Source organism: Helicobacter pylori, assembly GCF_014497725.1.
GTDB classification, from domain to species: Bacteria; Campylobacterota; Campylobacteria; order Campylobacterales; family Helicobacteraceae; genus Helicobacter; species Helicobacter pylori_DE.
Genome location: NZ_JACTGF010000001.1, coordinates 244,225 through 270,160 on the forward strand (window position 1 = coordinate 244,225; position 25,936 = coordinate 270,160).

A 25,936-nucleotide genomic window follows, 5' to 3' on the forward strand; every position below is an offset into this window, starting at 1 on the left:
ATGTTTTCTCATAAAGTTTTTTTGGAGGGTTGCACCAATGAGTTAAGAAGGATTTGCGACTATTTCGTAGAAAACGCCATGCAAGATGATTTAGGGCAGAAACTTAAAAGTGAGGCGCTAGAGGAGATGCTAAAAATTGTGCATGACTTAGAAAATTTAGAGCAAGACACTCAATACGAAATGAGAAAAATCGACGAGCAAATTGAAGAAGCCAAGTCTTTGGAGGGGCAAATTGATATGAATTTCCATTCACCAAGCGAGATCGATAGACTTATGCGTGAAGCCAAAGAGTATGAAAGAGAAGCTAAGAGACGCTATGATGAATATCTTAAGGATAAAGATGATTGATGCGGGTAATTTATTAAAAGAATTGGACGATGCCTTAGATAAAGTTGTTGCTAAAAAAGAGCCAGAGAGTTTTCTCAAGCCGATCGCCTCACAAATAGAGGACTATCAAAAGAGTGTCAGGCAAATTCAAGCGCAATTCACAGACGCGCCACAATTCAATGAAACGACCACTTACCCTAAATTTTTAAGCTGTGGTTTGTTGCATGTTAGGGGCAAAAATGGCGCTAATATGGAATTTTTATTGCCTAAAGTTTATCCTTTCCCCCCTAAAAGCTTGTATATAGAGCATGAAAAAGACGGGCAGTTTTTAAGAGAAATGCTCATGCGCTTGCTATCCAGCACGCCTTTAGTGCAACTGGAAGTGATCTTGGTTGATGCGTTGAGCCTAGGGGGTATTTTCAATCTGGCAAGAAGGCTTTTAGATAAAAACAATGACTTTATTTACCAGCAAAGGATTCTAACCGAAAGCAAGGAAATAGAAGAAGCCCTAAAGCATTTGTATGAATATTTAAAGGTTAATTTGCAAGAAAAATTAGCCGGCTTTAGAGATTTTGCGCATTATAATGAAAACGAGAAAGACCCCTTGCTTTTAAAAGCGCTTTTTTTAAGTGGGGTAGATGCTTTAAGTCAAAACGCGCTTTATTATTTGGAAAAGATCATGCGTTTTGGCTCTAAAAATGGGGTTTTGAGCTTTGTCAATTTGGAGAGCGAAAAAAACAATAAATCCGCAGAAGATTTGAAACGCTATGCGGAGTTTTTTAAAGACAGGACAAGCTTTGAACGCTTAAAATACCTTAATGTGGAAGTGATCAACGATCATGGTATCCAATCCCAGCACATGAAAGACTTCGCTGATAAAATCAAAGCGTATTACAAGCAAAAAAAGAAGTTAAAAGGGAATTGAAAGAATTACAAAAAGACGAAAAATTTTGGACTAAAAGCTCTCAGCATGAGGTGGTTGTGCCGGTAGGGTGGGATATTAACCATAAGGAAGTGTGTTTTGAAATCGGTGAAGCGCAAAACCACACGCTCATTTGCGGGCACAGCGGGAGCGGGAAATCCAATTTCTTGCATGTGTTGATCCAAAACCTGGCTTTCTACTATGCACCCGATGAAGTCCAACTCTTTTTGTTAGACTATAAAGAGGGGGTGGAATTTAACGCATACACAGATCCGATTTTAGAGCATGCGAGGTTGGTGAGCGTGGCGAGTTCAGTCTCTTATGGCATCACTTTCTTGAAATGGCTTTGTGATGAAATGCAAAAAAGAGCCGAGCTGTTCAAGCAATTCAATGTGAAAGATTTGAGCGATTACCGAAAGCATGGCGAAATACCAAGACTGATCGTGGTGATTGATGAATTTCAGGTGCTTTTTAGCGATAACTCCGCTAAAGGGAAAGAGAGCGTGGAGCAGTCTTTAAACACTTTGCTTAAAAAGGGCCGTAGCTATGGGGTGCATTTAATTTTAGCCACTCAAACCATGCACGACACTGACATCAATAGAAGCATTATGGCTCAAATCGCCAACCGCATCGCTTTGCCTATGGATGCAGAAGACAGCAATAGCATTTTGAATAATGACGATGCGACTTGCGAGCTTGTCAGGCCAGAAGGCATTTTCAACAACAACGGAGGGCATCAAAAATACCACACCAAGATGAGTATCCCTAAAGCCCCTGATGATTTCAAACCTTTTATCAAAAAAATCCATAGAGATTTTAACCAAAGAAATCTCACGCCTATAGAGCATAAAATCTATAATGGCGAGAAGCCTTTAGAAATGCCCAACACCCTTAAGGCTAATGAAATGCGTTTGCATCTGGGCAAAGAAGCGGATTATGAGCAAAAGGACTTGATGGTTGGGTTTGAAAGCAACGAATCGCATTTGTTGGTGGTGAGCCAAGATCTAAGCGCTCGCATCGCCTTAATGAAGCTTTTCGCTCAAAATTTCAAGACTGCCAACAAAGAGTTGCTCTTCTACAACGCCGAAAAACGCCTTGTGAGAGAACTTGATGAATTGAAAAAACACTACATCACACCCATGCAAGGCCCTCTAGGGAGCGTTTTAGACACCGCTATGAATCCTAATAGCGTGCTTGTGGTAGACAATTTAAACGAAGCCAAAGAGTTGCACGATAAAATAGGGGTGGAAAAATTAAGATCGTTTTTAGAAAAAGCCACAGACAACGAGCAGTATTGCATCATCTTTGCGCATGATTTCAAACAAATTCAAGCTAATTACAATCTTAGCAAGTTAAAAGAATTGTTAAACCACCACTTCAAGCAATGCCTGGCCTTTAAGTGCAATGGGGAAAACTTGAACGCTATCAAAAGCGATTTGCCTCCACTAAGCGTTCTCAACGCGCTATTGATAGAGCTTTCCAAAGACAGCCGCACTGAATTCAGGCCTTTCAGCTTATAGGATCAAAAAGGGGGAGCTAAAAAAGGGGGGTTAAAAAGACTAAAGGGTTTTTTAATCTTTTTAAAGCGTTTTCAAACCTTTTGTGTGGTGGTTTGCGTAACCAAGCGAGCGATTTTTTCTCTTAAATGCAACAAGGGTTCTGAGCCTTTCGCTAAAGCTTTTAGGCATAAATGAGAACTAGCGATTTCACTCACGGCTCCATCCACTCCTTCGCTTTCTTCAATCAATTCTCGTGCACCAGACAGCTCTATGGGGCAATCAATAAGCACCAGATTCAAATAATGCGTGTAGCCATCAAACATGCACATGTTTGTCATGTCGGTGGTTTTGGGGTCTAAAATCGTGTTATCATAATAGATCGGTTGGTTATCTTTTAAAATAGAGATTTTAGTGTGCAAGCGGTTGAATTGGAACAATTCGTTTCGCGCCACTCGCCCGGCGACAATGATTTCACTATAGAGCAATTGAGAGCCAGAGCGCAAAGAAATCGTGGTGTTGCCCTTAAAATGCGCGTTTTCAAAGGGGATTAACGGGAAAGGCGCAAAATCTAAAAAAGCGTTTTCCCCCACAACAATATGCATATCTCTACTGGCAAACCCATCTTCAGTGTTATGGATTTTTTCAAAGGATTGCGAAGTGATCCTTAGCTTGCAGTTTGGACCGATGTTTAATTGCATATCTTGCGCATCGCCTCTCATCATGCCAGGGCTTACCGCTAAAAGCATGATTTCAGCTAAATCGTCTTTAGGGTAAAAGGGCGCCATGAGCTTAAAGGGGGGCGTGAAAAAATTGTCTTCAATCACGCACCGCCCGTCAGCCCCTATTTTGGTTTTTAACCTGAGCTTGGATTCTTGAGCGTAAGTGTTCATCAATCTTCCAATAAAGCGTTGCGCTTGATCCAAGCGATCACATCGTCTAAACCTTCTTTAGCGCGGATATTCGTAAAAATAAAGGGCTTTTCGCCGCGCATTTTTTTAGAATCCCTTTCCATGACTTTCAAGTCCGCTCCCACATAGGGGGCTAAATCAATCTTATTGATGACAAGCAAGTCTGAGCGCGTGATTCCTGGGCCGCCTTTCCTAGGGATTTTATCGCCCTCAGCCACATCAATCACAAAAATCGTAAAATCTGCTAGCTCTGGGTTGAAAGTCGCTGAAAGGTTGTCGCCTCCGCTTTCAATCAAAAGCAGTTCCAAATTAGGGAAACGGCCATGCATTTCTTCTACCGCTTCTAAATTCATAGAAGCGTCTTCTCTAATGGCGGTGTGCGGACAGCCCCCTGTTTCTACGCCAATGATCCTCTCTCGTGGCATCACCGAATTTTTACACATAAACTCTGCGTCTTCTTTAGTGTAAATATCGTTAGTGATGACCGCCATGTCGTAATCCTTTGACATGTGGCGCGTTAAAGCTTCAATCAAGGCGGTTTTACCGCTTCCTACAGGACCACAAACTCCAATTTTTACCATAAAATTCCTTTCAATTTGAGATTAAAATTCAAGACATATAAAGGCGCGAGTATAAACTCTCATGCTGCATCGCCTTAATGTCGTTTTGAACGCTTGCCGCGCACAGGTGGCTTTCGTCTAATTCTAGGGTTTTTTCTATGAGCTGGTTAAAAGGGCTTTGCAAGCTCAATAAGATTTTTTGCCCATCGTTTTGAGATAGTGGGACGCTTTTAACGCAGTTGATCACCATGTTAGAAGTTTGCGCATAAAGATAATGCCTCAAAGCCTTTTTCAATTCCATATCCAAACTCGCCGCAAAAACGCCATAGCTAGTGGCATGGGTGGGATCTTTGGTTGTTTGAGCGTAAGCGTTAAAAAATGCACCCATGTCTAATTCATTCATGGCTTGTAAGGTTTTAATGAAGCGATTGCCTAGCTTTTGATTGGCTAATCGTAATTCCATGGGGCTTGTGGATAGCATGATGATTTCTTCAATTTCTAAGATTTTTTTTAAATCCTGTTGGAGGGTGCTTTCATAGGTTAATTTCAAGCTCAGCATTTCCGTGTAAAGGAATTGGCTAAAGAGATTGGCTTTTAGATACTCTAAAGCGCTTTCTTTATTGGTAACCTTTTTTTGCTGGATGTAAGTTTCTAGCCCAAAAGAATGCGTGTAAGAGCCAATAGGGAACACCGCATCATTGACTTGCAAGATCAGAAATTCATTATCCACATGACTATTGGCGTTGTTGTCTGTCTTTGGAGTTTTTGGGGGCATACCCACGCTTTTTTCAGTGCTTTTCACGCTTTTTCCTTTATCCATTTGTTATTTTTCTATTTCATGACCACTTTAAAATCGCTCGCTAGTGAGACCTTAAAATTAGGCTCACTATGGGGCATGCTCACGGTTAAGCGTTCTTTGGAATCCAATTTTGAACTTAAAACACGATTTTGAACCCCTAGCTTTTCTAATAACGCTAGTGTGGGCTTTTCAAATGGTGTTTTAAATTCAAATTGAGACTCGCCATAGTATAAAGCCGCATGGCGGTTTCCTATTTCGTAGCATATTTTCGCTACTTCTGCCACGCTCTTAGCTTGAATGTGAATAACTTCAGAATCCAAGATATTAACGGCGATAATTTCCTTCTCTTCTTTAAATAAAATATCCCCTTGAGAGAGACCCAACTTGGGAGCGTCTTTAAGGCGTATGGCTATGTCTTTGCCTTGCCTGGTTTTAAAGCGAGCGATTTTTTTCCTCGTTTCAAACCATTCTAAATCCACATAATCCACGCTGAAATCCAAGGGGTTTAAATCCCTTAGATTGCCAACTAAACGCTCTATGATCATCTCACACCCAGTGTTGGATAAAGAGTAACCAAGCAGGGATCCAAGCGGTTAAAATACCCTCAATGATAGCAAGCCATGGAGTGAATTTCCCTAAAGGGATTTTCAAGATGTTTTCAATGAAAGCGGTAAGCCACAAAACACCCCAAGCCAACCATATGATCGCCCACCAATCGCCCTCAGTGATGCCTAACACTTTGTGGTCATCAAGCATATCGCTATAGTGGGATAAAATCGCAGCAGGAACAGTGTTGATCGCTACGAATAAGCTATACCAAGAATACGGCCTCCAATCCAAACCAAAAGTGTGGTTGATAGCCGCATACAAGTAGGTAAAACCAAACAATAACCCAGTCGCTGGCCCATAGAAATTAGTCAAATGGTGCGATACTTGAGCAATATCTTCGGCGCCTTCTACAGGGGCTGTAGGGTTGAGAGCGGAATAAGTGATGACCACCACATTACAAATAATGGAGAGCCCGCCCACAAAAAAGTTCATCACCGCAGTGCTTTTAGGATCGACTTTGGTTAACCCGCAAATCCCATTGCTGATTAAAACAATCCCAACATATAACAATACAAGTCCTAGCATTGCCTTTTCCTTCCAAACAAAAATTTTTACAACAAACGCACCTTACGAATAACTTTTGTTGCTTGAGTTAATCATAAAGAAAAATAGTAAATTGACAAAAAATAAAAACAAAAAAAGCCCCCAATTTTTTGATAAACAAAAAATCAGAGAGCTAAAAAATAAGGATTTAAGGAGCGTCGCTCCTGTAAAAATCCTAGAAAATGCTAAAGAGTTGCGCCAAGCTCACTTTATTGGCTGGTTTAGAAGTTACTTCTTTGCCATCCACGAACACATGGTAAGTTTCAGGATTGACTTCAATGTGCGCGGTAGTGTCGTTGAATTGCATGTCTTTTTTAGTGATGTTTCTGCAATTTTTAACCGGCAACACTTGTCTTTCAAGCCCTAATTCTTCTTTAATGCCTTTGTCATAAGCCGCTTGAGACACAAAAGTGATGTTTGCATCGTATTTGGCTTTACCATGATGGGCGAACATTTCTCTGTAATAAACTGGTTGTGGGGTAGGGATAGAAGCGTTCGCATCGCCCATTTGACTTAATGCAATGAACCCGCCTTTGATGATCATGTTGGGTTTTACGCCAAAGAATGCTGGACTCCACAATACCAAGTCAGCCACTTTGCCCACTTCTACAGAACCTACATACTCGCTAATCCCATGAGCGATCGCTGGGTTAATGGTGTATTTAGACAAGTAGCGTTTGATCCTGAAGTTGTCGTTATCGCCTTTTTCTTCTTTCAAGCGGCCAAATTCTTTTTTGTTTTTATCAGCTGTTTGCCAAGTCCTAGTGATAACTTCACCCACACGGCCCATCGCTTGAGAGTCAGAACTGGTGATTGAGAAAATCCCCATGTCATGCAAAGTGTCTTCAGCCGCAATGGTTTGAGGGCGGATCCTTGAATCAGCGAACTGAACATCTTCTTTAATGCTTTTATCCAAGTGGTGGCACACCATGAGCATGTCCATGTGTTCGGCTTCTGTATTCACGGTGAAAGGGATAGTGGGGTTAGTGGAAGCGGGTAGGATGTTGTGTTCACCGGCCACTTTAATAATATCAGGAGCGTGTCCGCCGCCAGCGCCTTCAGTGTGGAAAGTGTGCATAGTGCGTCCGGCAATAGCAGCCATAGTGTCTTCTACGCAACCGGCTTCATTCAAAGTGTCTGTGTGGATAGCGACTTGCACATCGTATTTGTCCGCAACGTCTAGCGCATGATTGATTGCAGATGGAGTGGTGCCCCAGTCTTCGTGGATTTTAAAGCCAATCGCACCGGCTTCAATTTGATCGGCTAAGCTCGCATCGTTAGAAGCGTTACCTTTAGCCAAGAAACCTAAGTTCATAGAATACTCTTCAGCCGCTCTGAGCATCCATTTTAAGTTTCTTCTACCTGGAGTGATAGTAGTCGCATTAGTGCCATCAGCAGGACCGGTTCCGCCACCAATCATGGTTGTTACACCGCTTGCAAAAGCTGTAGGGATTTGTTGGGGTGAAATGAAGTGGATGTGTGTGTCAATACCACCAGCCGTTACGATCAAACCTTCACCGGCTAAGGCTTCAGTAGCAGGACCTACGCTAAGATTGTTTTTAACGCCATCTTGCATGTCTTTGTTACCGCCTTTACCAATGCCAGCGATTTTGCCATCTTTAATACCAATATCCGCTTTATAAATACCGGTGTAATCCACGATTAAAGCGTTAGTGATGATTAGATCCAGTTCTTCTTTGCTGGGGTTGTTAGATTGGCTCATGCCTTCTCTTAGGGTTTTACCACCACCGAATTTAAGCTCTTCGCCATAAATGGTGTAGTCATGTTCTACTTCAGCGATCAAGTCTGTATCGCCCAATCTCACTTTATCGCCTGTAGTAGGGCCATACATAGAAACATATTCTTTTCTGCTAATCTTTTTCATTTCTTACTCCTTAATTGTTTTTACATAGTTGTCATCGCTTTTAGCACCATGAAAACCACGCTCTTTAGCTCTGTGTAAAGCAATTTTTTTGCTTTCGTTGTCTGCTTGCCTATCAACCAACGCGTTAAATCCAAAGATTCTTCTGTTACCGCCAATGTCAATCAATTCTACGGATTTTTCTTCGCCAGGTTCAAATCTTACCGCTGTCCCGCTCGCAATGTCTAAGCGTTTACCGAAAGTTTTTTCTCTGTCAAAGTCTAAGCATCTATTCACTTCAAAGAAATGGAAGTGTGAGCCGATTTGAACCGGTCTGTCGCCAACATTTTTAACTTTCACGCTAACGGCTTTTTTGCCTTCGTTGATAGTGATGTCTTCATTTTTTAAGAACAACTCACCAGGAACTAATTTACCACTAGCCTCAATAGGGGTATGCACGGTTACGAGTTTGGTCCCATCAGGAAACATCGCTTCAATACCCACTTCATGGATCATGCTTGCCACGCCATCCATCACATCATCCGGTTTTAAAAGAGTGCGCCCTTCTTGCATCAATTCAGCCGCAGTCTTTTTACCAGCTCTCGCCTCTTCCATAATATGGGCACTAATCAAAGCTACTGCTTCTACATAGTTAAGCTTAATGCCTTTTTCTTTGCGTTTTTTAGCTAATTCTCCAGCGTAGTGGAGCATCAACTTGTCTAACTCTTTTGGGGTGAGTTTCATCTCATTCTCCTATTCTTAAAGTGTTTTTCCTTGAAGACATAACAGCATCAAGGTTGGAGTGATTGTAGCCATTTTTAATTAACTAAGATTAACGAAAACGAGTATCATTGAATGTTATTTGTAACAAATTAGTGTTATCTTTTAAGGGCATTGTTTAGGCGTGTTTAACGATTTTTAAAGGATATTTGCCAAACGGCTTAAAATTTGCAAAATGAGAATTAAGATTGGAGTGGGTAATAATGGTGGCCACGACTGGACTTGAACCAGCGGCCACTACCATGTCAAGGTAGTGCTCTACCAACTGAGCTACGCGACCTTTCATTATAAGGGGTAATTATGCCTTAATTTTGTTTTGTTTTTGCTTAAAAAAGAATTGTCTTAACAATAAAACGCCCACGCCCACATCTATCATGACATCAGCGAAGTTAAAAATGGCAAAATCAAAGCCATAATGATAATACACATAATCCACCACGCCCCCATGCACAAACCGGTCTAAAACATTAGAAACCCCAGCGCCAAACACCATGCCAAACTCTATCGCATGGTTTTTAAAAAGCTCCTTTTGGCGCATTAAAAAGATAAAAAGCCCTAAAATCAAAAGGATTTGCAAGTATTTCAAACCCCCCTCTAAAAAACTGAGCAAGGAAAACGCCACGCCTTTATTGAACACCAAAACAATATCTATCATCAAACTTTCATAGCGAAACCCCTCTAAAATAGCGTGTTTAATCGCTTGATCCACGCCAAAAATAAGGAAAAAAACCCCTATAAAAACCAACAGGCTTTGTTGGGTGGTGTTTAGCACAAATGCCCTTCAAAAAATTCTTTTAATTCTTGCATTTTGGATTCTAAAAGTTTTTCGTCTTTAGCTTCTAAAAGGATTCGTAATTTGTTTTCAGTGCCGCTATAACGGATCAAATGGCGGATCTCTAGTTGGTCTAATTCTTTTAAAAGAGCGCTATAACCTTTCAGGCTTTCTAAAGGAGGCTTTTTTTGGACATTCAAATTCACTAGGTTTTGGGGGTATAATTCAAAGGGGTTTAACGCAACAGAGCTTACCTGCTTACTTTCTAACACTAACGCGCTCACTTGCAAAGCGCACACCAAGCCATCGCCTGTTTTAGCGTAATCGCTAAAAATGATATGCCCGCTTTGCTCGCCTCCAAAATTGGCTTTGTTCAATCGCATGCATTCGCTCACAAACTTATCCCCAATCGCACAATGCTTCAATTCTAAATCTTGGGATTTTAGGTATTCTTTAAGGGCTAAATTGCTCATGTTTGTAGCGACAATTGCTTGAGAAGAAAGGGCGTTTTTAGATTTTTGATAAACCCCTAACACCCCTAAAAGCTTATCCCCATGCACGATATTCCCTAAATTATCCACCACCACTAGCCTATCCGCATCGCCATCAAAAGCAAAGCCCAAATCCGCACGGTATTTTTTCACTTCCTGGCTCAACTGGTTAGGGTGTAAAGCCCCGCATTGCTCATTAATATTACACCCATTAGGCTCATCATTAATCACTAAAACATCAGCCCCAAGCTCGCTAAAAACGACCGGAGCCACCTTATAAGCCGCGCCATTAGCGGTATCTAGCACGATCCTTAAATTTTGTAAATTCAAATGTTTGGGGAAAGAGTGCTTCAAATGCACGATATAACGCCCTATCACATCATCTATCCTTTTAGCGCTACCGACGCTCTCGCCCACTTTATAGCTAGAATGCAGTAATCCTTCATCATGAAAGATTTCTTCAATCGCTTTTTCTTCTTCTTCTTTAAGCTTATAACCATAAGAATTGAAAAACTTAATACCATTATCTTCAAAAGGGTTGTGGCTCGCGCTTATCATAATGCCTGCATCACAGCGCATGTCTTCGGTTAAAAAAGCGATCGCAGGGGTAGGCATAGGCCCTATTTGAATCACATTATAGCCTATGGAAGTGAGAGCGCTCACTAAAGCGTTTTCTACCATATAGCCGCTTTTTCTGGTGTCTTTACCGATTAGAATTTTATTCGTTTGAGAATGTTTTTTAAAATACAACCCGGCAGCAATGCCTAAACGCATCACAAACATGGGGGTGAGTTTCACCCCTGCTTTACCCCTCACGCCATCAGTCCCAAAAATTTTCATCGTTATAAAATACCTTTTAAACTATTTTTAATCAATTTTTAGATAGAATTATGCCAAATTTTACATTACAAAGGGATTAAAACAAGGCTATGGCAAATCATAAGTCCGCAGAAAAGCGAATCAGACAGACCATTAAAAGAACCGAACGCAACAGGTTCTATAAAACTAAAGTTAAAAATATCATTAAGGCCGTGCGTGAAGCGGTTGCTGTCAATGATGTGGCAAAAGCTCAAGAGCGTTTGAAAATCGCTAACAAAGAATTGCATAAATTTGTCAGCAAAGGGATTTTAAAGAAAAACGCCGCTTCTAGGAAAGTCTCAAGGCTTAACGCTTCAGTGAAAAAAATCGCTCTCGTTTAGTTTTGGGGCGTTTTTAACTTCTTCAAGCTCAGTAATGGGTTTTTGTTATTGGGCTTCTTTTTAAGTTTTGCGTTTTTTGAATTGTCGCATCTTTTTATATATCTTTTTATTGATAGGTAGTCTCGCATGTCCATTCTAGCCGAAAAGCTTTCTTCCATTCTCAAACGATACGATGAACTCACAGCCTTACTCTCTAGCGCTGAAGTGATTAGCGATATTAAAAAGCTCACCGAATTGAGCAAAGAGCAAAGCTCCATTGAAGAAATCTCTATAGCGAGTAAGGAGTATTTGAGCGTTTTAGAGAATATCAAAGAAAATAAGGAGCTTTTAGAAGACAAGGAATTGAGCGAACTGGCTAAAGAAGAGTTAAAAATTTTAGAAATCCAAAAAAGCGAGCTAGAAACTGCCATTAAGCAACTCCTCATCCCCAAAGACCCTAACGACGATAAAAACATTTATTTAGAGTTAAGGGCCGGCACAGGGGGCGATGAAGCGGGCATTTTTGTAGGGGATTTGTTTAAGGCGTATTGCCGTTATGCGGATTTGAAAAAATGGAAAGTAGAAATAGTAAGCTCTAGCGAGAACAGCGTAGGGGGCTATAAAGAAATCATCGTTTTGATTAAGGGCAAGGGCGTGTATTCAAGGCTCAAATTTGAAGCAGGCACGCATCGAGTCCAAAGAGTCCCCGAGACAGAATCTCAAGGGCGAATCCACACTTCCGCTATCACAGTAGCGATCATGCCTGAAGTGGATGATGTGGAAGTTTCTATCAACCCTAGCGATTTAAAGATTGAAGTGTTTCGCGCTGGCGGGCATGGGGGGCAATGCGTCAACACCACAGACTCTGCGGTGCGCATCACGCACCTTCCCACCAATATCAGCGTGAGCATGCAAGATGAAAAATCCCAGCATAAAAACAAGGATAAAGCCCTAAAAATCTTAAAAGTGCGCCTTTATGAAAAACAAATTGAAGAGCAACAGCTCGCTAACGCCAAAGACCGAAAAGAGCAAGTGGGTAGTGGGGACAGGAGCGAAAGGATCCGCACCTATAATTACCCGCAAAACCGCTTGAGCGAGCATAGAATCAATTTAACTCTGTATAGTTTAGAAGAAATCATGCTTTCAGGGAATTTAGATGAAGTGATCAACCCTTTAATCGCTCACGCTCAAAGCCAGTTTGAATAAGACCATTACTAAAACGATAAAACAAAGCGATAAAACAGCCTTTTTTAAGATAGCCACCCATTAGACCAAAAACCCTAAAAGCTCTAAATTTTCGCCCCACACAAAAATAGCGTAAAAGCTTCCATAAAATATAGTTAAATATAATTTTAAATTCTTTATATATATAAATACATTTTTAAAAAATAAAACGATTTATTTAACCCATTCTTAACGAAAAATTCACTTTTTTGTGATATAACTCAAAAGCTTAATATTTGTAAGAGCGAATTGTATTCTGTAGAAGCGAATGTATTCAAGGACAACTCTCAAATTTTGATGATCCCCTATATTTTTGCGCCATAGCATGAATGCAATAAAAAAAGAAATCCTTAGGATTTCTCACATTAAGGAGTTTTAAATGAAAAAAGTTTTTTTAGGTATGGCATTAGCCTTTAGTGTGTCTGTGGCAGAAAAAAGCGGTGCGTTTTTAGGAGGGGGGTTTCAATATTCTAATTTAGAAAACCAAAACACCACCCGCACTTCAGGCGCTAACAATAACACCCCGATAGACACTTCAATGTTTGGCAGCAATCAAACAGCTCCAGCCCAAGAAACGCAAAGCGCTTCCAAACCGGACACTAAAGTCAATCCAAGCGCAAGCTGGATGAAAAAATAAGAAAGAAGTTATGAAAAAGTCATTCAAAAAATTAGGCTTTTTCTCTTTAGCAACCAGTAGCGTGCTTTTAGGGAGCATGAACGCTACCGATTTAGAAACCTACGCAGCATTGCAAAAACCATCGCATGTTTTTGGTAATTATGCTGAAAAGGATAAGGAAAAAGAAGAGGGCAGTAAAAAAGAAGTCCCCACCGGTTTTACAAATGGCAGTGGCAAAAGTAATAGTGGTAGCACACCAACCCCACAACAACAAGCCCAAACTCAAGCCCAAACCACCGCTTCTACTGACAACATAACCGCCACAACTGATGAAGCTTATACAACAAGCACTGACACTACTGTAGCTGATGCGGCTAAACAAGTAGAAACCGATAACACAGCCGTTCAAAACGATGAACAAACTTTAAAAACAGATGTAGCTAGAGTTCAAGCTGATGCTAGCGCTAAAGATTTTGATGAAACCACTTTTAAAGCCGATCAACAAGCAGAGCAAACCGCTGAAACAAATTTACAAAAGGCTGAAAATCAGCTCACTAACGATCAAAACGCTTTAAACACAGATTTACAAGATCAGACGAAAACACCAACCCCACCAGCTAAAAAAGATGAAACAAGTGGCAGTGGCGATAAACACACCGCTTCAAGTGGTGGCACACCAAGTTCAGGTGGCACACCAGCTCCAGAAAGCCCACCAGCTAAAAAAGATGAAACAAGTGGCACACCAAGTGCTAGTGGGAGTTCCGTGGCAAGCCAGCTAACCAAAGATACCACTATGGTTAATAATCTTAAGAGCGTGAGCGTGAGTGGCATGAACACCACTTTAAGTGGGGTAGAAACCATGTCTAAACAAACCGCAACGATCAGCGCTCTTTTGAGCGGTAATCCTAATTTAGGCAGTGTGATTCCTAACGCTCAAGGGCTAAACAGTGCGTTTAGTGCATTAGAAAGCGCTCAAAACACTCTAAAAGGCTATTTGGATTCTTCTAGCGCGACGATTGGGCAATTGACAAACGGCTCTAATGCGGTCGTGGGCGCGTTAGATAAAGCTATCAATCAAGTGGATATGGCTTTGGCCGATCTTAGTGCAGCTGATACGCAAAAAACGCAAGCCGTTACGCTTGCGACTACCGGTAGTAGCACAACTAACAGCACAACGACAGATGCTATCAATTTCTTAAACGCGCTAAAAACCAATCTAATGGCTCAAAAAGATGCCTTTATGAGCGTGCATAAAAACATTCAAACCGCTGTCGCTCAAGCCCAAGCAACCTACACGCCAAGCGTGATTAACACCAATAATTACGGGCAAATGTATGGGGTAGATGCGATGGCAGGGTATAAGTGGTTCTTTGGTAAAACCAAACGCTTTGGCTTTAGGACTTATGGATACTACAGCTATAACCATGCGAATTTAAGCTTTGTAGGCAGTAAGCTTGGAATCATGGATGGCGCGTCTCAAGTGAATAACTTCGCTTATGGCGTGGGCTTTGATGCGCTCTATAACTTCTATGAAAGCAAAGAGGGCTATAACACAGCAGGGTTGTTCTTAGGCTTTGGATTAGGAGGGGATTCGTTCATCGTGCAAGGAGAGAGCTACTTGAAATCTCAAATGCAAATTTGCAACAACACCGCCGGCTGTTCAGCGAGCATGAACACAAGCTATTTCCAAATGCCTGTGGAATTTGGCTTTAGGAGCAATTTCTCTAAACACAGCGGGATTGAAGTGGGCTTTAAATTGCCTTTATTTACCAACCAATTCTATAAAGAAAGGGGTGTAGATGGATCGGTAGATGTGTTCTATAAAAGGAACTTCTCTATCTATTTCAACTACATGATCAACTTCTAAGCCTTTCTCTTCTTTCTAGCAGAGGGTTTTCTCTCTGTTGGTTTCTTTTTTCTTTTTTTTGCGGTGTTTGTTGTGTTGGGGGGATAGGTTTTTGTTTAGAGAGAGGGTTTTTTAAAAACTAAAAAAGCGCTTAAAACAGAACCTTTTGTTTTTTAGGTTTTATTTTTTACTTTGGCTTGTTTTTTAAAAGTCATTTTGATTTCTAAAAATAGTCTATAATGCTTTCAAGAGATATTTTTTAAGGTTATAAATGAAAGCTATAAAAATACTTTTTATGATGACACTCAGTTTAAACGCTATTAGCGTGAATAGGGCGTTGGTTGACTTAAAAGATTCGCAATTAAAAGGGGAATTAACGCCAAAAATAGTGAATTTTGGGGGTTATAAAAGCAACACCACAGAGTGGGGAGCTACGGCTTTAAACTATATCAATGCGGCTAATGGCGATGCGAAAAAATTCAGCATGCTAGTGGAAAAAATGCGTTTTGGCTCTGGCATCTTGGGGAATTTAAGAGCGCATGCGCATTTAAGGCAAGCCCTAAAATTGCAAAAGAATTTGAAATATTGCCTTAAAATCATCGCTAGGGATTCTTTTTATAGTTACCGCACCGGTATTTATATCCCCTTAGGCATTTCTTTAAAAGATCAAAAAACGGCTCAAAAAATGCTCGCTGATTTGAGCGTGGTAGGGGCGTATCTTAAAAAACAACAAGAGAATGAAAAGGCTCAAAGCCCTTATTACAGGAGCAACAACTATTACAACTCTTACTATAGCCCTTATTATGGCATGTATGGAATGGGAATGTATGGAATGTATGGAATGTATGGAATGTATGGAATGTATGGAATGTATGGAATGGGCATGTATGATTTTTATGACTTTTATGATGGCATGTATGGATTCTACCCTAACATGTTTTTCATGATGCAAGTTCAAGATTACTTGATGTTGGAAAATTATATGTATGCGATCGATCAAGAAGAGATTTTAGACCATGACGCTTCTGTTAATCAACTTGATACGCCTACTGATGATGACAGAGATGATAAGGACGATAAATCCTTACAGCAAGCTAATCTCATGAGCTTTTATCGTGATCCCAAATTCAGCAAAGGCATTCAAACCAACCGCTTGAATAGCGCTTTAGTCAATTTAGACAACAGCCGCATGCTCAAAGACAATTCGCTTTTCCACACTAAAGCCATGCCCACTAAAAGCGTGGATGCGATAACTTCTCAAGCCAAAGAGCTTAACCATTTAGTGGGGCAAATCAAAGAAATGAAGCAAGATGGGGCGAGCCCTAATAAGATTGATTCAGTTGTCAATAAAGCTATGGAAGTAAGAGACAAGCTAGACAATAACTTGAACCAACTAGACAACGACTTAAAAGATCAAAAAGGGCTTTCAAGCGAGCAACAAGCTCAAGTGGATAAAGCCCTAGACAGCGTGCAACAATTAAGCCATAGCAGCGATGTGGTGGGGAATTATTTAGACGGGAGTTTGAAAATTGATGGCGATGATAGAGACGATTTGAATGATGCGATGAGTAACCCTATGCAACAACCTGTGCAACAAACGCCTATTAACAACATGGACAACACCCATGCAAATGACAGCAAAGATCAAGGGAGTAATGCACTCATAAACCCTAACAACACCACCAACGATGATCACAACGATGATCACATGGACACTAACACCACTGACACCGGCAACGCAAACGACACCCCCACTGATGATAAAGATGCCAGCGGCAACAATACCGGCGATATGAACAACACCGATACCGGCAACACCGATACCGGCAATACGGACACTGGTAACACCGATACCGGTAACGCTGATGATATGAGCAACATGAACAATGGCAACGATGATGCGGGTAACGCTAATGACGACATGAACAACGGCAACGACATGGGCGATGATTTGAACAATGCGAACGACATGAACGACGACATGGGTAATAGCAACGACGACATGGGCGATATGGGGGACATGAACGACGACATGGGTGGCGATATGGGAGACATGGGGGATATGGGTGGCGATATGGGGAATTGAGATTAAACCCCAACATCAAAGAGTGATAGCCAAAACTTAATATTTTTATTTATAATTCTTTTAAGGGGGATAGGGGGATACTTTGGCGATGAATACCCCTTTAACCCCCAACTAACTCCCTTTAAGAACGCTTTTTAAAATCCAACCAAAGCTTTTTATCATCAAACTAGTGCAAAAAACTCCGTTCTTTAGGGTGCAAGATGTAAGCGCTTAGGCTATATTCAAGCTAACAAAATACCTCTAGTCTTTTTAAGGTAAGAAATGCCCATGCAGACCTTAAAGAGCCTTTCGCATTAGCGTTCGTTAGGGCGAAAGCCCCTTGCTTTAGAAAAAGGGGGCGGTTCCATATTTTAGACGCTCAAAATTAAAAGCAGAAATTAAAATTTCTTCTTACCCACATCTTCTAAAATATCTTGGGAGATCCCATCAATTTTAGTGCTGACTTGTAAAGAATGGTTAGCGATAGTCAAATTATCCTGCACATCTTGTTGCAAGGCGTTAATGGAGTTGTGGATGTTTTCTACGCCCTTGTTTTGCATTTTGATAGACTCAGCGTTATCGGCAATGCTTTGAACTAAAATATTGATATTGGCTTCAATCTCGCTGAGCGATTTTTGCGTCCTTTCAGCGAGCTTCCTAACTTCATCAGCCACCACCGCAAAGCCTCTGCCATGCTCACCAGCCCGTGCGGCTTCAATAGCAGCATTCAGGGCTAACAGATTCGTTTGATCAGCGATGTCTCTAATCATATCCACCACGCTTTTAATGTCTTCGCCTTGAGAGATCATCTCTTGGCTTTTAGAATCAATCGTTGTGATAATATTAGTGATTTCTTCTAAGGATTGGGTGGTGTTTTTTAAGCTTCTTTCTTGTTTGTGGGCGGTTTTAGTCAAGTTATCCACGCAAGTTTTTAAATCTTTGGATTCATGATTGAGCGCGTTCGCAAACCCTAAAGAAGCTTTAAGCATGCTAGAAATTTCTTGCCCTAAAGTGTTGAGCGCTTTTTCCATGTTGGCTTTGGGGTTTTGGATGTGGTGGGTGAAATCCAGGTTTTTATAATGCTCTAGGGCGTTATTTAAGGATTCAATATTGGCGCCAATTTGGTTACGAAAATACTGGATAATGCTATTAATCGTATTTCTTAAAGCTTGCAAATCTTTATTTTTAGGCACGCATGCGATTTCTTGCGTGAAATCCCCATTTTCCACATAATTTGTTACTTCAATGCTGTTTTGAATGGCTTTGTTATCGGCTTGAATGCTTTCTTGGGTTTTAAGAATGTTTTCATTGATAGAAGCTTGCATTTGCCCGATTTCATCATAAGCGCTTGGGGGCGTTAGGCTTATGGCATGGTTATTTTTGGGGTTATTAAGCAAGTTGAAAAAATCATTTAGGGTGTTATTGACCCTACTGATGCGTTTGGTTATGAGACTGGAAATGATGATAAAGACTAAAAGGGCTAACACCAGCACGCCTAAAATCAAAGTGGTGATGATAATGTATCTGGTGTTTGTCGCCTCTTGAAAGACCAATGATTTATTGACATATTTCCCAATTGCCCAACGCCAATGATTGCCGTTATTTTCTTTTCCTTCAAAAAAATCAAAGGGCTGTATGGCTAAAAAGGTTTCTGTATCCCCGCTCAATGAATGGTAGCTCAAAGTGCCCGCTTCGTTTTGATCGTAATACTCCACAGCTTTAGCGACTCGTTTGTCCGGATTGATGGCGCTTAAGATTTTATCTTGGATCTCACGATTAGGGTTGATTAAAAGCCTGCCATTTTTCCCCATTAAAAAGGTGTTGCTCTTTTTCTTGCCCACCACATCGGTATAAAAAGCGTCAATGTTTAAAAAGAAGTTTAAAGCGCCTATAATATTTTGATTTTTATCCTTTAAAGGGAGGGTAATATCCATGCCATAGATTTTATTGCCATCAACCTCCTTATAATAGGGATCTGAACGGGTTATATTTTTGAGCGAATGGATTTGACTTATCATGTTTTCATTGAGCGCGATGTTGGGGTAAGCGATTTTTGAATGGATTTTAATAGCGCTGATCGCTCGCTTGTCGTCGTTAGCATAAAGAGCGCTAATCAATAGCACATGGGGGTTTGCTAATAAAAACTCAGAGAGCATGCGCTTTTTTAGGGTGTCATTGATAGAGCCATTTTCATCGCTTAAGAATTTTTCAAGGGTGTTAGCGCCCATAAAAATACGCTTCATAATGCCTTGAATCTTAAAACTGACTAACTGAGCCTTTTTTTGCAACAATTCTGTGGCTTGGCTTTGCAACACGCTTTCAACCTTGTGATTGATAATAAAGCCCATAATAGCGCTAATCGCTATAACGACCGCGCACACCATCACCACAATCTTAAAACCAATTTTTGTAGATTTCATTCCTTTTGCCCTTTTAAAACGAATTGATAGAGAATGATTATTATACATCACATTGTTTTGAAATTTTAATAAAAAAAGAGAGAGAATAAAAAAGCAGAAAATAAAGGAGAGCCAAAGCCCTCCAAAGCCCTCCAAAACCCCCCAAAGGAGAGGCAAAAAGGAATAAAAATTACCTTTTAGAGAATTGCGGGCTTCTTCTGGCCTTTCTTTTACCATATTTTTTGCGTTCAACCACCCTTGAATCTCTGGTGAGCAAGCCTTTAGGTTTTAAAATGGCTCTAAAAGCAATATCATAAGCGTTCAAGGCTTTAGAAATGCCATGCCTTAAGGCTTCCGCTTGCGCTGAGTAGCCCCCACCAAAAACCACCGCTTTAATATCCACAGATTGCTCTTGTTTGGTTAAAAGTAAGGGTTGCATGACTTTCATTTTAATGGCTTCATGCCCGCCCAACCATTGATTCAAGCTCTGCTCATTAATACTCAATCCGCCTTTACCCGGAGTGAGCCACACTTTAGCGATAGCGGTTTTTCTTTTACCGGTAGCATAGATTTTTCTCATTTAGCGTCCTTTTTGCTAGTTTGTGCGGTGTGAGGGTGCTTATCATCACGATAAACTTTGAGTTTTTTGATCATCGCTTTCCCTAATTTCGTTTTAGGGAGCATGCCCCTAACGGCTAAGTGGTAGAGCTTTTCGGGGGTTTTTTCTAGCATTTCTTGGAGAGTCTTGCTCTTGGTGCTACCAAAATAACCTGAATGGGTAAAATACTCTTTATCCTCTAATTTCATGCCTGAAAATTTAACCTTATTGGCGTTGATAACCACCACAAAATCCCCACAATCCACATTAGGGGTGTAAAAAGGGCGGTGTTTGCCTCTTAAAAGCACAGCGATTTCAGTGATCAAGCGGCCAAAAACTTTGTCTTTGGCGTCTAAAACGACCCAATCACGAACGATGTCATTGACTTTAGCAGTCTTTGTCATGAGAATCCTTTGATAAAATTAAAGCACCCATTATAAGGAAATAAGCTTAAATATTGCTGAATTTAAGGAAAGTTTAAAGTTTGAAAATAGGGTTTTTAAAAAATTTGTTTGATTGCTTTTGATTTTATGGTAAAACCCATTTCTTAAGTAAAACGCATTTCTTTAAGGGGATAGGGAGGTATTTTACAATAACCCTCCCCCACAGCCCCCAACCAAAAACCCCCTAACCCAAGAAGACCGCTTAAAAAATCACCGCTTGATTAAAGATAAGCTCTTTACTATTTGATCGTAAAAATACCAAAAAGCCTTTTTTATTTTTGCCCTTGGTTAAGCCTTTCTTCTATCTTTTTGATTTGTTGGCTCATTTTAGCGCTCGCATTGATTTGATTGATGAGCATGTAAAGGTTTATCATCATCAAAAGCACCACCACAAGCCCTAAAAAAAACACGATTTGAACGGCTTTTTTAGCGATTTCTCGGGCTTCTTGTTCGTTTTGCATGCGTTTTTAATTTTCCAATTCTTCTGGGGATAAATCTTTATAAAAGCGTTCTAATTCAAAGCTTTCGCCCAAATACGCAGCGATTTCTTGGGAATCCACAAGGGCGTTTTGCAAGCAGCTCGTCGCGCCTGGAGATGGGGTCATGTTGAAAGTGATGCCTTTATGGGTGCAAATCTTTTTTTCGCCTAATTCCAGTTTTTTCTTGGTTCTGTCTAAAACTTGCGGGCGCACTTCGCCAAAACCATGAGCGTATTCTAAATCTTCTAGACTAAGAGAGGGGATGATTTTTTGAGCGTCTTTTAAAAATTTCCTTTTACCGATAACGGGCAATTCAAAAACCATGTTTTTAAACACATAATTACGGATTTCTTTATCGCTCATCAAATCAAACGCGATCTTAAACACATCTTTATTCAAATCCATTTTTAGTAATTCCAAGCTAATGCCCTTGAGCCAGCATTTGTTGCGCTCTAATTTAGGCATCGTTAAAGCGGTAGGCCCGATTCGTGTTTTTCCTTTAATGACAGCATCAGGGTCGCCATGCACGGCTGCAAAAGGGAGTTTGGGGTTTTGAACGGTATAAACCTTACCCCTTAATAAATCCGGCACAAAATAAAAGCTACCCGCCACAGGCAAGCACCCTAAATCCAAGCCATAGCCCATGCTCTGAGCCAAAGGTAAAGCGTAAGAGCCGGCATTGACTAGCACGAATTTAGCATACACTTCTTCAGCGTCTTCTGAAATTACGGCGTAAGTGTCGTTGCGTTTTTCAATCTTTTTCACTTTGAAATTCAAAAACACCTGGTTGTTAGGCTTTAATCTTAGGGCTTCTTCAACGAAGTTTTCACTCAACTTCGCAAAATTCATGGTGCTCCAGTCTTTTTGATAACCATGCCCAACAATGTTTTCATGCCTGTCTATGCCATTAGCCCCTAAAATCACATTAGGCTCTAATTCTTTAATCTTTTGCTTGTCAAATTCTTCTAGCCCCACAAAGATTTCTTTAAAGGATTCGTAGCGTTTTTTCATGAACTCGCATTCTTCATCGCCCACGCCTATAGCCATTTTCTGGGTTTCAAAAATCACTTCATTTTGCAAGCCTTTATTGAGCGCGTATTGTCTGGTTTTATAAGCGCTCAAACGCACTTTTTTAGCTTTTTCAGGAGTGTAATTCGTTTCAATAGAGCCATCATGAATGGTTTGCGAATTAGCCTTAGCGCTGGAGCTGATTTGAGCTAATTTAGAGCATTTTTCCACGATAGCCACGCGCTTTAAAGAGCTGTATTCGCTCAAAGTATAAAAGGTCGCGCACCCTGAAACCCCACCTCCAATAATGACAGCATCAAATTCCATACTCATTGTCTTTCTCCAAATGTTTTAAATTAATGAATCGTAATCATAGTATAAGAAAATCAATTCGCATTCAAGGGGCTTGAAGTTTTATGGACAAAATCTTTCAAATCGCTCATTCCAAGCACTCTATCAATCAATAATTTCTTTTTAGAAAACGCCCCATTATGTTCTTCTGCTAACCATAATGAAGTGATCACCACGCCTCCTATTTTATGACTCAAGGTTTTAAAATGCTTTTGGGTTTGCACCGACCAAATGCTGTGAGCGACTATCGCTTGATGGTTGTATGCGCCCAAATAGAGCATGATATGCCCTTTTAAATAGATGAGCGTTCCAAAAGGCGTGGCGTTTTTAAGGATGTAGTCTTCTTTTTCTTTGGCTTTCATGGAGCTTAAATCCACATAATTGTTCGCATAGCGGCTTTGCGCATAGGAATTTCTGGGGAGCAAAATACCAAAATTAGCGAAACTATCCCTAGTGAAAGCCGAGCAATCCCTATTGCCTAATAGCCCACCCCAGCCGTATTTTTGCCCTAGCATGGTGTCTATAAAATACGCCATGTTCTCGCTAGTAAAAGCCTTAGGGAAAACAAAAAAATCTTTTTCATTCAAGATCACGCTTTGTAAGGTCGCATAGCCTTTAGAATCCCTCAAAAAACCATAGGCTTTCAATTCCTTTTTTGGGGGGTTTTGAGGTGTTTTTTGACTTTGGGGGATGAGAGCGAACAATTCGCCCACCCTAGCATCGGTGTAAAAATCCCCATAGTCCGTATAAAGGGGGATCTTGTCTTTTATGGGCATGACATAATTTTTAATCTTGGTTAAAAGCTCTATGTCTTTATCGCGCATATAGGCTAAATCGCTAACTTTGATCCAGCCATAAACAAAACTGCTCTGAATGTGGGCGTAAGTTTTATCCGTGTTGAAATGCGTGACTAAAACCGGCGTGCCTTGAAAAATCAGCGAATTTTGATACCTATCAAAAGGATAGCCTTTTTGAGAAAGGTAATAAGGTTTGTTAGTAGGCACAGCCCTAACATCGCTATCTCGCACCACAACAGCCTTAATCTTAGTGCTCGGGTAATGCTCAATATCCATGCTTTTAATAAGCTCATCATTGAAAGCTTTTGCGTTGGGTTTTAGATCTTCGCCATAACCGGTGGATTTATTCATCTCCTTAAGGATCCAAAACACTTCTTTTTTATTGCTTTTGACTTTTGCATCTAGCCATGGGGAATACCATGCTTTGAGATAGCTCTCTTTTAGATTTTCTCTTAACGCTTGGGGGTTAATGCTTTGGTTATTATGACTGCCATTTTGAGAGCTTGCAAGATAGCTTGAAGCCTCTTGGGGCAAGGATAAATCTTTGAGCGTGAAATCCTTTTTTGTGCAACCCACAAACAAAAACAAGAAAACTACAAGAAAATAACGCATGCTTTAGAGAACCTTAATGTCAAATGCGCAAATAGTTTCTCAAAATGCGCCCGTATTGCGGGCTTCTCAATTTTTTGATCGCAGAGCTTTCAATCTGGCGCACCCTTTCTCTCGTAACATTCAATTCCTTGCCAATTTCTTCTAAAGTTCGATCGCTTTCATCGTCCAAAAGCCCAAAACGCATGCGGATCACCGCTTTTTCTCGCTCATTCAACTGATCCAAAACGCTTTCAATTTGGGCTTTTAAATCTTCGCGCATGATGTGATCAATGGAGCTAACGATATTCTTATCTTCCACGAAATCCCCAAATTTGCCGTCATCATCATTGCCGACTGGGGTTTCCAAACTGATAGGCTCTTTAGTCACCTTAATCACATTCTTCACTTTATCTAACGAAAGCCCCACTTCTTCAGCCACCACTTCCAAATCAGGCTCTTTGCCGGTTTCTTGAATGTGTTTACGCATGACTTTATTGATGCGATTAATCGTGTCAATCATGTGAATGGGGATGCGGATAGTGCGGGCTTGATCGGCTATGGCTCTGCTGATGGCCTGCTTGATCCACCAGGTCGCATAGGTGGAAAACTTGAAGCCCTTTTCATGCTCAAACTTATCCACCGCTTTCATCAAGCCAATATTACCCTCCTGAATCAAATCCAAGAAAGGTAAGCCTCTACTTGTGAATCGTTTAGCGATGCTCACCACCAACCTTAAATTGGATTTAGCCATTTTGTTTTTAGCGCGATCGGAAATCAATTTCCCTCTTTTGATTTGCTCTAAAATTTCTTTTAGCTTGTTGGGGGCTAAATCAAAGCCTTCTTCGCTCGCTTCTTTAGTCAAAAAGAGTTTTTTGAGATCTATATACACGCTCACCATGGTCGCTTCTGGCACTTGAGCGATAATATCTTCTTTAGTCATGTTAGTGATATTAGCGAGGATTTTTTTATGGTTAGCGATCAAAACATCATTGAATAAGGGCAGTTTGTATTCCAAGCGTTTCAACTCTTTTTCAAACCCATCGCCACTTTTTAAAGTGGTTTCCATCGTTTTGACTAATTCATTAATCAGTTTGCTGGTAGGCTCTAAGTCATAGAGTCTGTCTTTGAGCGTTTGGCGTTTGTAAGCTAGGGTCAATAAACGCACCAATTCATCTTCTTTTTCATCTATGGGGGCTTCAAGGGCTTTAAGCCATTCTTTTTTAGCCTTGTCTAGGGCTTTAAAGCTTTCTTGAACCTTTTCTACACGCTTCTTGTCTTTTTCAGAAACGACTTTTTTCCTTTCTTCGTTTTCTTCATCTTCTTCGCTATCGTCATCTTTTTTAGAATCGCTCACGCTATTTTCATCGTCATCATCAAAGCTCCTGAAAAGCTCTTTAACCCTTCTTTCACGATTGATTAAAGCGTCTTTATACGCATAGATAAAATCAATCAAATACGGCACCGAGCAAATCGCGTCTAAAATAATGTCTTCGCCCAAGCGGATTTGCTTGCTCAATTCAATCTCTTCATCTTTGCTTAAAAGTTTTATATCCCCCATCTCACGCAAATACATGCGCACCGGGCTATCGCTTCTGCTCCACTCTAAAAAATCCTTTTCTTTCAAAAAGTCATAGCCGTCTTCTAATTCTTCATCTAAAACTTTTTGCTTTTCTTCGGTGTTTTTAATCTTGTCAATCGCATTGAGTTTTTTAGCGTATTCTGAAGAGCTGACCAATTTCTTTTGGTATTTTTGGCACAATTCTTTGATTTTTTTGATTTGAGCTAGAGTGGGGACTTTCGCGCTGATTTGAATGATGGACTCATAAGAAACGCAATCGCTTAAGGAATTAGCGAACAATTCTTCTAACGCTTCATTAAAACTAAGCTTTTTAACAGGAACAGGTTCTTTCGCTGTTTCTTTGACTTTGCTTTCTTTGGTTTTATTTTCTTTAATTTTGCTCTCTTTGGCTTTATTGTTTTTGTTTTCCTTATTATTTTCTTTAGCTTTATTTTCCTGTGTGGCTTCTGTTTTAGCTTCCTGTTTAGCTCTTTTGGGGGCTTTTTCTTCGTTAGCTTTCTTTTTCATTGGACACTCCATAAAATAAGAACCCATGCTTTCAATCAAAAGCTAGATCCATAAGATAAGATACACCTAATCCTTTGTTATTTTACTAAAAAATAGCTTAAATTCTAATTATATTATTGGAATTTTTCCCCACTTTATTAAATATTCATCACAAAATGTAAAAAATACTAAAAAGCTTTTTTAC

The 25,936-nt window shown here is 40.4% G+C and carries 22 protein-coding genes, 1 tRNA gene and 1 pseudogene; 7 read left to right on the forward strand and 17 right to left on the reverse strand.

All coding sequences use genetic code 11. From position 1 onward, the window contains the following. Complete coding sequence (locus H7N69_RS01170) at window positions 1-348, forward strand: hypothetical protein (protein WP_187884486.1); 348 nt, start codon at window positions 1-3, stop codon at window positions 346-348. Further along, window positions 341-2,769, forward strand: a pseudogene (locus H7N69_RS01175) (FtsK/SpoIIIE domain-containing protein). The gene H7N69_RS01170 and the pseudogene H7N69_RS01175 overlap by 8 nt, the downstream one beginning before the upstream one ends. A 71-nt stretch (window positions 2,770-2,840) precedes the next feature. Here the strand turns inward: H7N69_RS01175 and H7N69_RS01180 are convergent. The 10 genes from H7N69_RS01180 to glmM form a co-directional block, all read right to left on the reverse strand. Next, window positions 2,841-3,638, reverse strand: a complete 798-nt coding sequence (locus H7N69_RS01180; protein WP_187884488.1) for an urease accessory protein UreD — start codon at window positions 3,636-3,638, stop codon at window positions 2,841-2,843. Continuing rightward, complete coding sequence (ureG, locus tag H7N69_RS01185) at window positions 3,638-4,237, reverse strand: urease accessory protein UreG (protein ID WP_000238762.1); 600 nt, start codon at window positions 4,235-4,237, stop codon at window positions 3,638-3,640. The genes H7N69_RS01180 and ureG overlap by 1 nt, the downstream gene beginning before the upstream one ends. A 28-nt stretch (window positions 4,238-4,265) precedes the next feature. Next, window positions 4,266-5,036 carry an urease accessory protein UreF gene (locus tag H7N69_RS01190; protein WP_187884490.1) on the reverse strand — a complete coding sequence of 257 codons (771 nt, stop codon included), beginning with the start codon at window positions 5,034-5,036 and terminating at the stop codon, window positions 4,266-4,268. An 11-nt stretch (window positions 5,037-5,047) separates the two neighbouring features. After that, entirely contained in the window at window positions 5,048-5,560 is a 513-nt protein-coding gene (gene ureE, locus H7N69_RS01195; RefSeq protein ID WP_000583100.1) for an urease accessory protein UreE, read from the reverse strand. A 1-nt stretch (window position 5,561) separates the two neighbouring features. Continuing rightward, the gene (ureI, locus tag H7N69_RS01200) at window positions 5,562-6,149 is read right to left on the reverse strand and encodes an acid-activated urea channel protein UreI (RefSeq protein WP_000901257.1); all 588 of its coding nucleotides are present in this window, start codon (window positions 6,147-6,149) and stop codon (window positions 5,562-5,564) included. A gap of 193 nt (window positions 6,150-6,342) precedes the next feature. Beyond that, entirely contained in the window at window positions 6,343-8,052 is a 1,710-nt protein-coding gene (gene ureB, locus H7N69_RS01205) for an urease subunit beta (RefSeq protein WP_000724295.1), read from the reverse strand. 3 nt (window positions 8,053-8,055) lie between these two features. Beyond that, window positions 8,056-8,772 (reverse strand): urease subunit alpha, encoded by a 717-nt coding sequence (gene ureA, locus H7N69_RS01210; protein WP_187884492.1) that lies wholly within the window; start codon window positions 8,770-8,772, stop codon window positions 8,056-8,058. A gap of 240 nt (window positions 8,773-9,012) precedes the next feature. Next, window positions 9,013-9,088: transfer RNA gene (locus tag H7N69_RS01215), tRNA-Val, on the reverse strand. 18 nt (window positions 9,089-9,106) lie between these two features. Further along, a complete protein-coding gene (lspA, locus tag H7N69_RS01220; RefSeq protein WP_000935482.1) occupies window positions 9,107-9,580 on the reverse strand; it encodes a signal peptidase II in 474 nt (157 codons plus the stop codon). After that, complete coding sequence (gene glmM, locus H7N69_RS01225; RefSeq protein WP_045005185.1) at window positions 9,574-10,911, reverse strand: phosphoglucosamine mutase; 1,338 nt, start codon at window positions 10,909-10,911, stop codon at window positions 9,574-9,576. Before glmM ends, lspA begins: the two co-directional genes overlap by 7 nt. Window positions 10,912-11,000: 89 nt before the next feature. Here glmM and rpsT point away from each other — a divergent pair, with 89 nt between their 5' ends. The 5 genes from rpsT to H7N69_RS01250 all read left to right on the forward strand — a co-directional run bounded on the left by rpsT (window position 11,001) and on the right by H7N69_RS01250 (window position 17,021). After that, on the forward strand, window positions 11,001-11,270 hold the full coding sequence (gene rpsT, locus H7N69_RS01230; protein WP_187884494.1) for a 30S ribosomal protein S20: 270 nt from the start codon (window positions 11,001-11,003) through the stop codon (window positions 11,268-11,270). 126 nt (window positions 11,271-11,396) lie between these two features. After that, window positions 11,397-12,455 carry a peptide chain release factor 1 gene (prfA, locus tag H7N69_RS01235; protein ID WP_187884496.1) on the forward strand — a complete coding sequence of 353 codons (1,059 nt, stop codon included), beginning with the start codon at window positions 11,397-11,399 and terminating at the stop codon, window positions 12,453-12,455. A gap of 397 nt (window positions 12,456-12,852) precedes the next feature. Then, window positions 12,853-13,110 carry a hypothetical protein gene (locus tag H7N69_RS01240; RefSeq protein WP_187884498.1) on the forward strand — a complete coding sequence of 86 codons (258 nt, stop codon included), beginning with the start codon at window positions 12,853-12,855 and terminating at the stop codon, window positions 13,108-13,110. 10 nt (window positions 13,111-13,120) lie between these two features. After that, window positions 13,121-14,956 carry an outer membrane protein gene (locus H7N69_RS01245; protein WP_187884500.1) on the forward strand — a complete coding sequence of 612 codons (1,836 nt, stop codon included), beginning with the start codon at window positions 13,121-13,123 and terminating at the stop codon, window positions 14,954-14,956. A gap of 250 nt (window positions 14,957-15,206) precedes the next feature. Then, window positions 15,207-17,021, forward strand: coding sequence for a dentin sialophosphopreproprotein (locus H7N69_RS01250; RefSeq protein ID WP_187884502.1), 1,815 nt, complete (start codon window positions 15,207-15,209; stop codon window positions 17,019-17,021). 377 nt (window positions 17,022-17,398) lie between these two features. Here H7N69_RS01250 and H7N69_RS01255 read toward each other — a convergent pair whose 3' ends face one another. The 7 genes from H7N69_RS01255 to rpoD form a co-directional block, all read right to left on the reverse strand. Continuing rightward, window positions 17,399-19,420: a methyl-accepting chemotaxis protein gene (locus H7N69_RS01255; RefSeq protein ID WP_187884504.1), complete on the reverse strand. Its 2,022-nt coding sequence runs from the start codon at window positions 19,418-19,420 to the stop codon at window positions 17,399-17,401. 169 nt (window positions 19,421-19,589) lie between these two features. Next, window positions 19,590-19,979 carry a 30S ribosomal protein S9 gene (rpsI, locus tag H7N69_RS01260; protein WP_001227274.1) on the reverse strand — a complete coding sequence of 130 codons (390 nt, stop codon included), beginning with the start codon at window positions 19,977-19,979 and terminating at the stop codon, window positions 19,590-19,592. Beyond that, entirely contained in the window at window positions 19,976-20,401 is a 426-nt protein-coding gene (gene rplM / locus H7N69_RS01265) for a 50S ribosomal protein L13 (RefSeq protein WP_000167675.1), read from the reverse strand. Before rplM ends, rpsI begins: the two co-directional genes overlap by 4 nt. 311 nt (window positions 20,402-20,712) lie before the next feature. After that, complete coding sequence (locus tag H7N69_RS01270) at window positions 20,713-20,901, reverse strand: DUF5408 family protein (RefSeq protein ID WP_033742495.1); 189 nt, start codon at window positions 20,899-20,901, stop codon at window positions 20,713-20,715. Window positions 20,902-20,907: 6 nt separating this feature from the next. Continuing rightward, entirely contained in the window at window positions 20,908-22,260 is a 1,353-nt protein-coding gene (locus tag H7N69_RS01275; RefSeq protein ID WP_187884506.1) for an FAD-dependent oxidoreductase, read from the reverse strand. 53 nt (window positions 22,261-22,313) lie between these two features. Further along, window positions 22,314-23,687: an SH3 domain-containing C40 family peptidase gene (locus tag H7N69_RS01280; protein WP_187884508.1), complete on the reverse strand. Its 1,374-nt coding sequence runs from the start codon at window positions 23,685-23,687 to the stop codon at window positions 22,314-22,316. A gap of 19 nt (window positions 23,688-23,706) precedes the next feature. Then, the gene (gene rpoD, locus H7N69_RS01285) at window positions 23,707-25,779 is read right to left on the reverse strand and encodes an RNA polymerase sigma factor RpoD (RefSeq protein ID WP_187884510.1); all 2,073 of its coding nucleotides are present in this window, start codon (window positions 25,777-25,779) and stop codon (window positions 23,707-23,709) included. Window positions 25,780-25,936: the final 157 nt, after the last annotated feature.

Excerpts from the sequence above, each read along its gene's own strand:
- H7N69_RS01170 (WP_187884486.1), top strand. The coding sequence starts at position 1 with ATGTTTTCTCATAAAGTTTTTTTGGAGGGTTGCACCAATGAGTTAAGA.
- H7N69_RS01180 (WP_187884488.1), bottom strand. The coding sequence starts at position 3,638 with ATGAACACTTACGCTCAAGAATCCAAGCTCAGGTTAAAAACCAAAATA.
- ureG (WP_000238762.1), bottom strand. The coding sequence starts at position 4,237 with ATGGTAAAAATTGGAGTTTGTGGTCCTGTAGGAAGCGGTAAAACCGCC.
- H7N69_RS01190 (WP_187884490.1), bottom strand. The coding sequence starts at position 5,036 with ATGGATAAAGGAAAAAGCGTGAAAAGCACTGAAAAAAGCGTGGGTATG.
- ureE (WP_000583100.1), bottom strand. The coding sequence starts at position 5,560 with ATGATCATAGAGCGTTTAGTTGGCAATCTAAGGGATTTAAACCCCTTG.
- ureI (WP_000901257.1), bottom strand. The coding sequence starts at position 6,149 with ATGCTAGGACTTGTATTGTTATATGTTGGGATTGTTTTAATCAGCAAT.
- ureB (WP_000724295.1), bottom strand. The coding sequence starts at position 8,052 with ATGAAAAAGATTAGCAGAAAAGAATATGTTTCTATGTATGGCCCTACT.
- ureA (WP_187884492.1), bottom strand. The coding sequence starts at position 8,772 with ATGAAACTCACCCCAAAAGAGTTAGACAAGTTGATGCTCCACTACGCT.
- glmM (WP_045005185.1), bottom strand. The coding sequence starts at position 10,911 with ATGAAAATTTTTGGGACTGATGGCGTGAGGGGTAAAGCAGGGGTGAAA.
- rpsT (WP_187884494.1), top strand. The coding sequence starts at position 11,001 with ATGGCAAATCATAAGTCCGCAGAAAAGCGAATCAGACAGACCATTAAA.
- prfA (WP_187884496.1), top strand. The coding sequence starts at position 11,397 with ATGTCCATTCTAGCCGAAAAGCTTTCTTCCATTCTCAAACGATACGAT.
- H7N69_RS01240 (WP_187884498.1), top strand. The coding sequence starts at position 12,853 with ATGAAAAAAGTTTTTTTAGGTATGGCATTAGCCTTTAGTGTGTCTGTG.
- H7N69_RS01245 (WP_187884500.1), top strand. The coding sequence starts at position 13,121 with ATGAAAAAGTCATTCAAAAAATTAGGCTTTTTCTCTTTAGCAACCAGT.
- H7N69_RS01250 (WP_187884502.1), top strand. The coding sequence starts at position 15,207 with ATGAAAGCTATAAAAATACTTTTTATGATGACACTCAGTTTAAACGCT.
- H7N69_RS01255 (WP_187884504.1), bottom strand. The coding sequence starts at position 19,420 with ATGAAATCTACAAAAATTGGTTTTAAGATTGTGGTGATGGTGTGCGCG.
- rpsI (WP_001227274.1), bottom strand. The coding sequence starts at position 19,979 with ATGAGAAAAATCTATGCTACCGGTAAAAGAAAAACCGCTATCGCTAAA.
- rplM (WP_000167675.1), bottom strand. The coding sequence starts at position 20,401 with ATGACAAAGACTGCTAAAGTCAATGACATCGTTCGTGATTGGGTCGTT.
- H7N69_RS01270 (WP_033742495.1), bottom strand. The coding sequence starts at position 20,901 with ATGCAAAACGAACAAGAAGCCCGAGAAATCGCTAAAAAAGCCGTTCAA.
- H7N69_RS01275 (WP_187884506.1), bottom strand. The coding sequence starts at position 22,260 with ATGAGTATGGAATTTGATGCTGTCATTATTGGAGGTGGGGTTTCAGGG.
- H7N69_RS01280 (WP_187884508.1), bottom strand. The coding sequence starts at position 23,687 with ATGCGTTATTTTCTTGTAGTTTTCTTGTTTTTGTTTGTGGGTTGCACA.
- rpoD (WP_187884510.1), bottom strand. The coding sequence starts at position 25,779 with ATGGGTTCTTATTTTATGGAGTGTCCAATGAAAAAGAAAGCTAACGAA.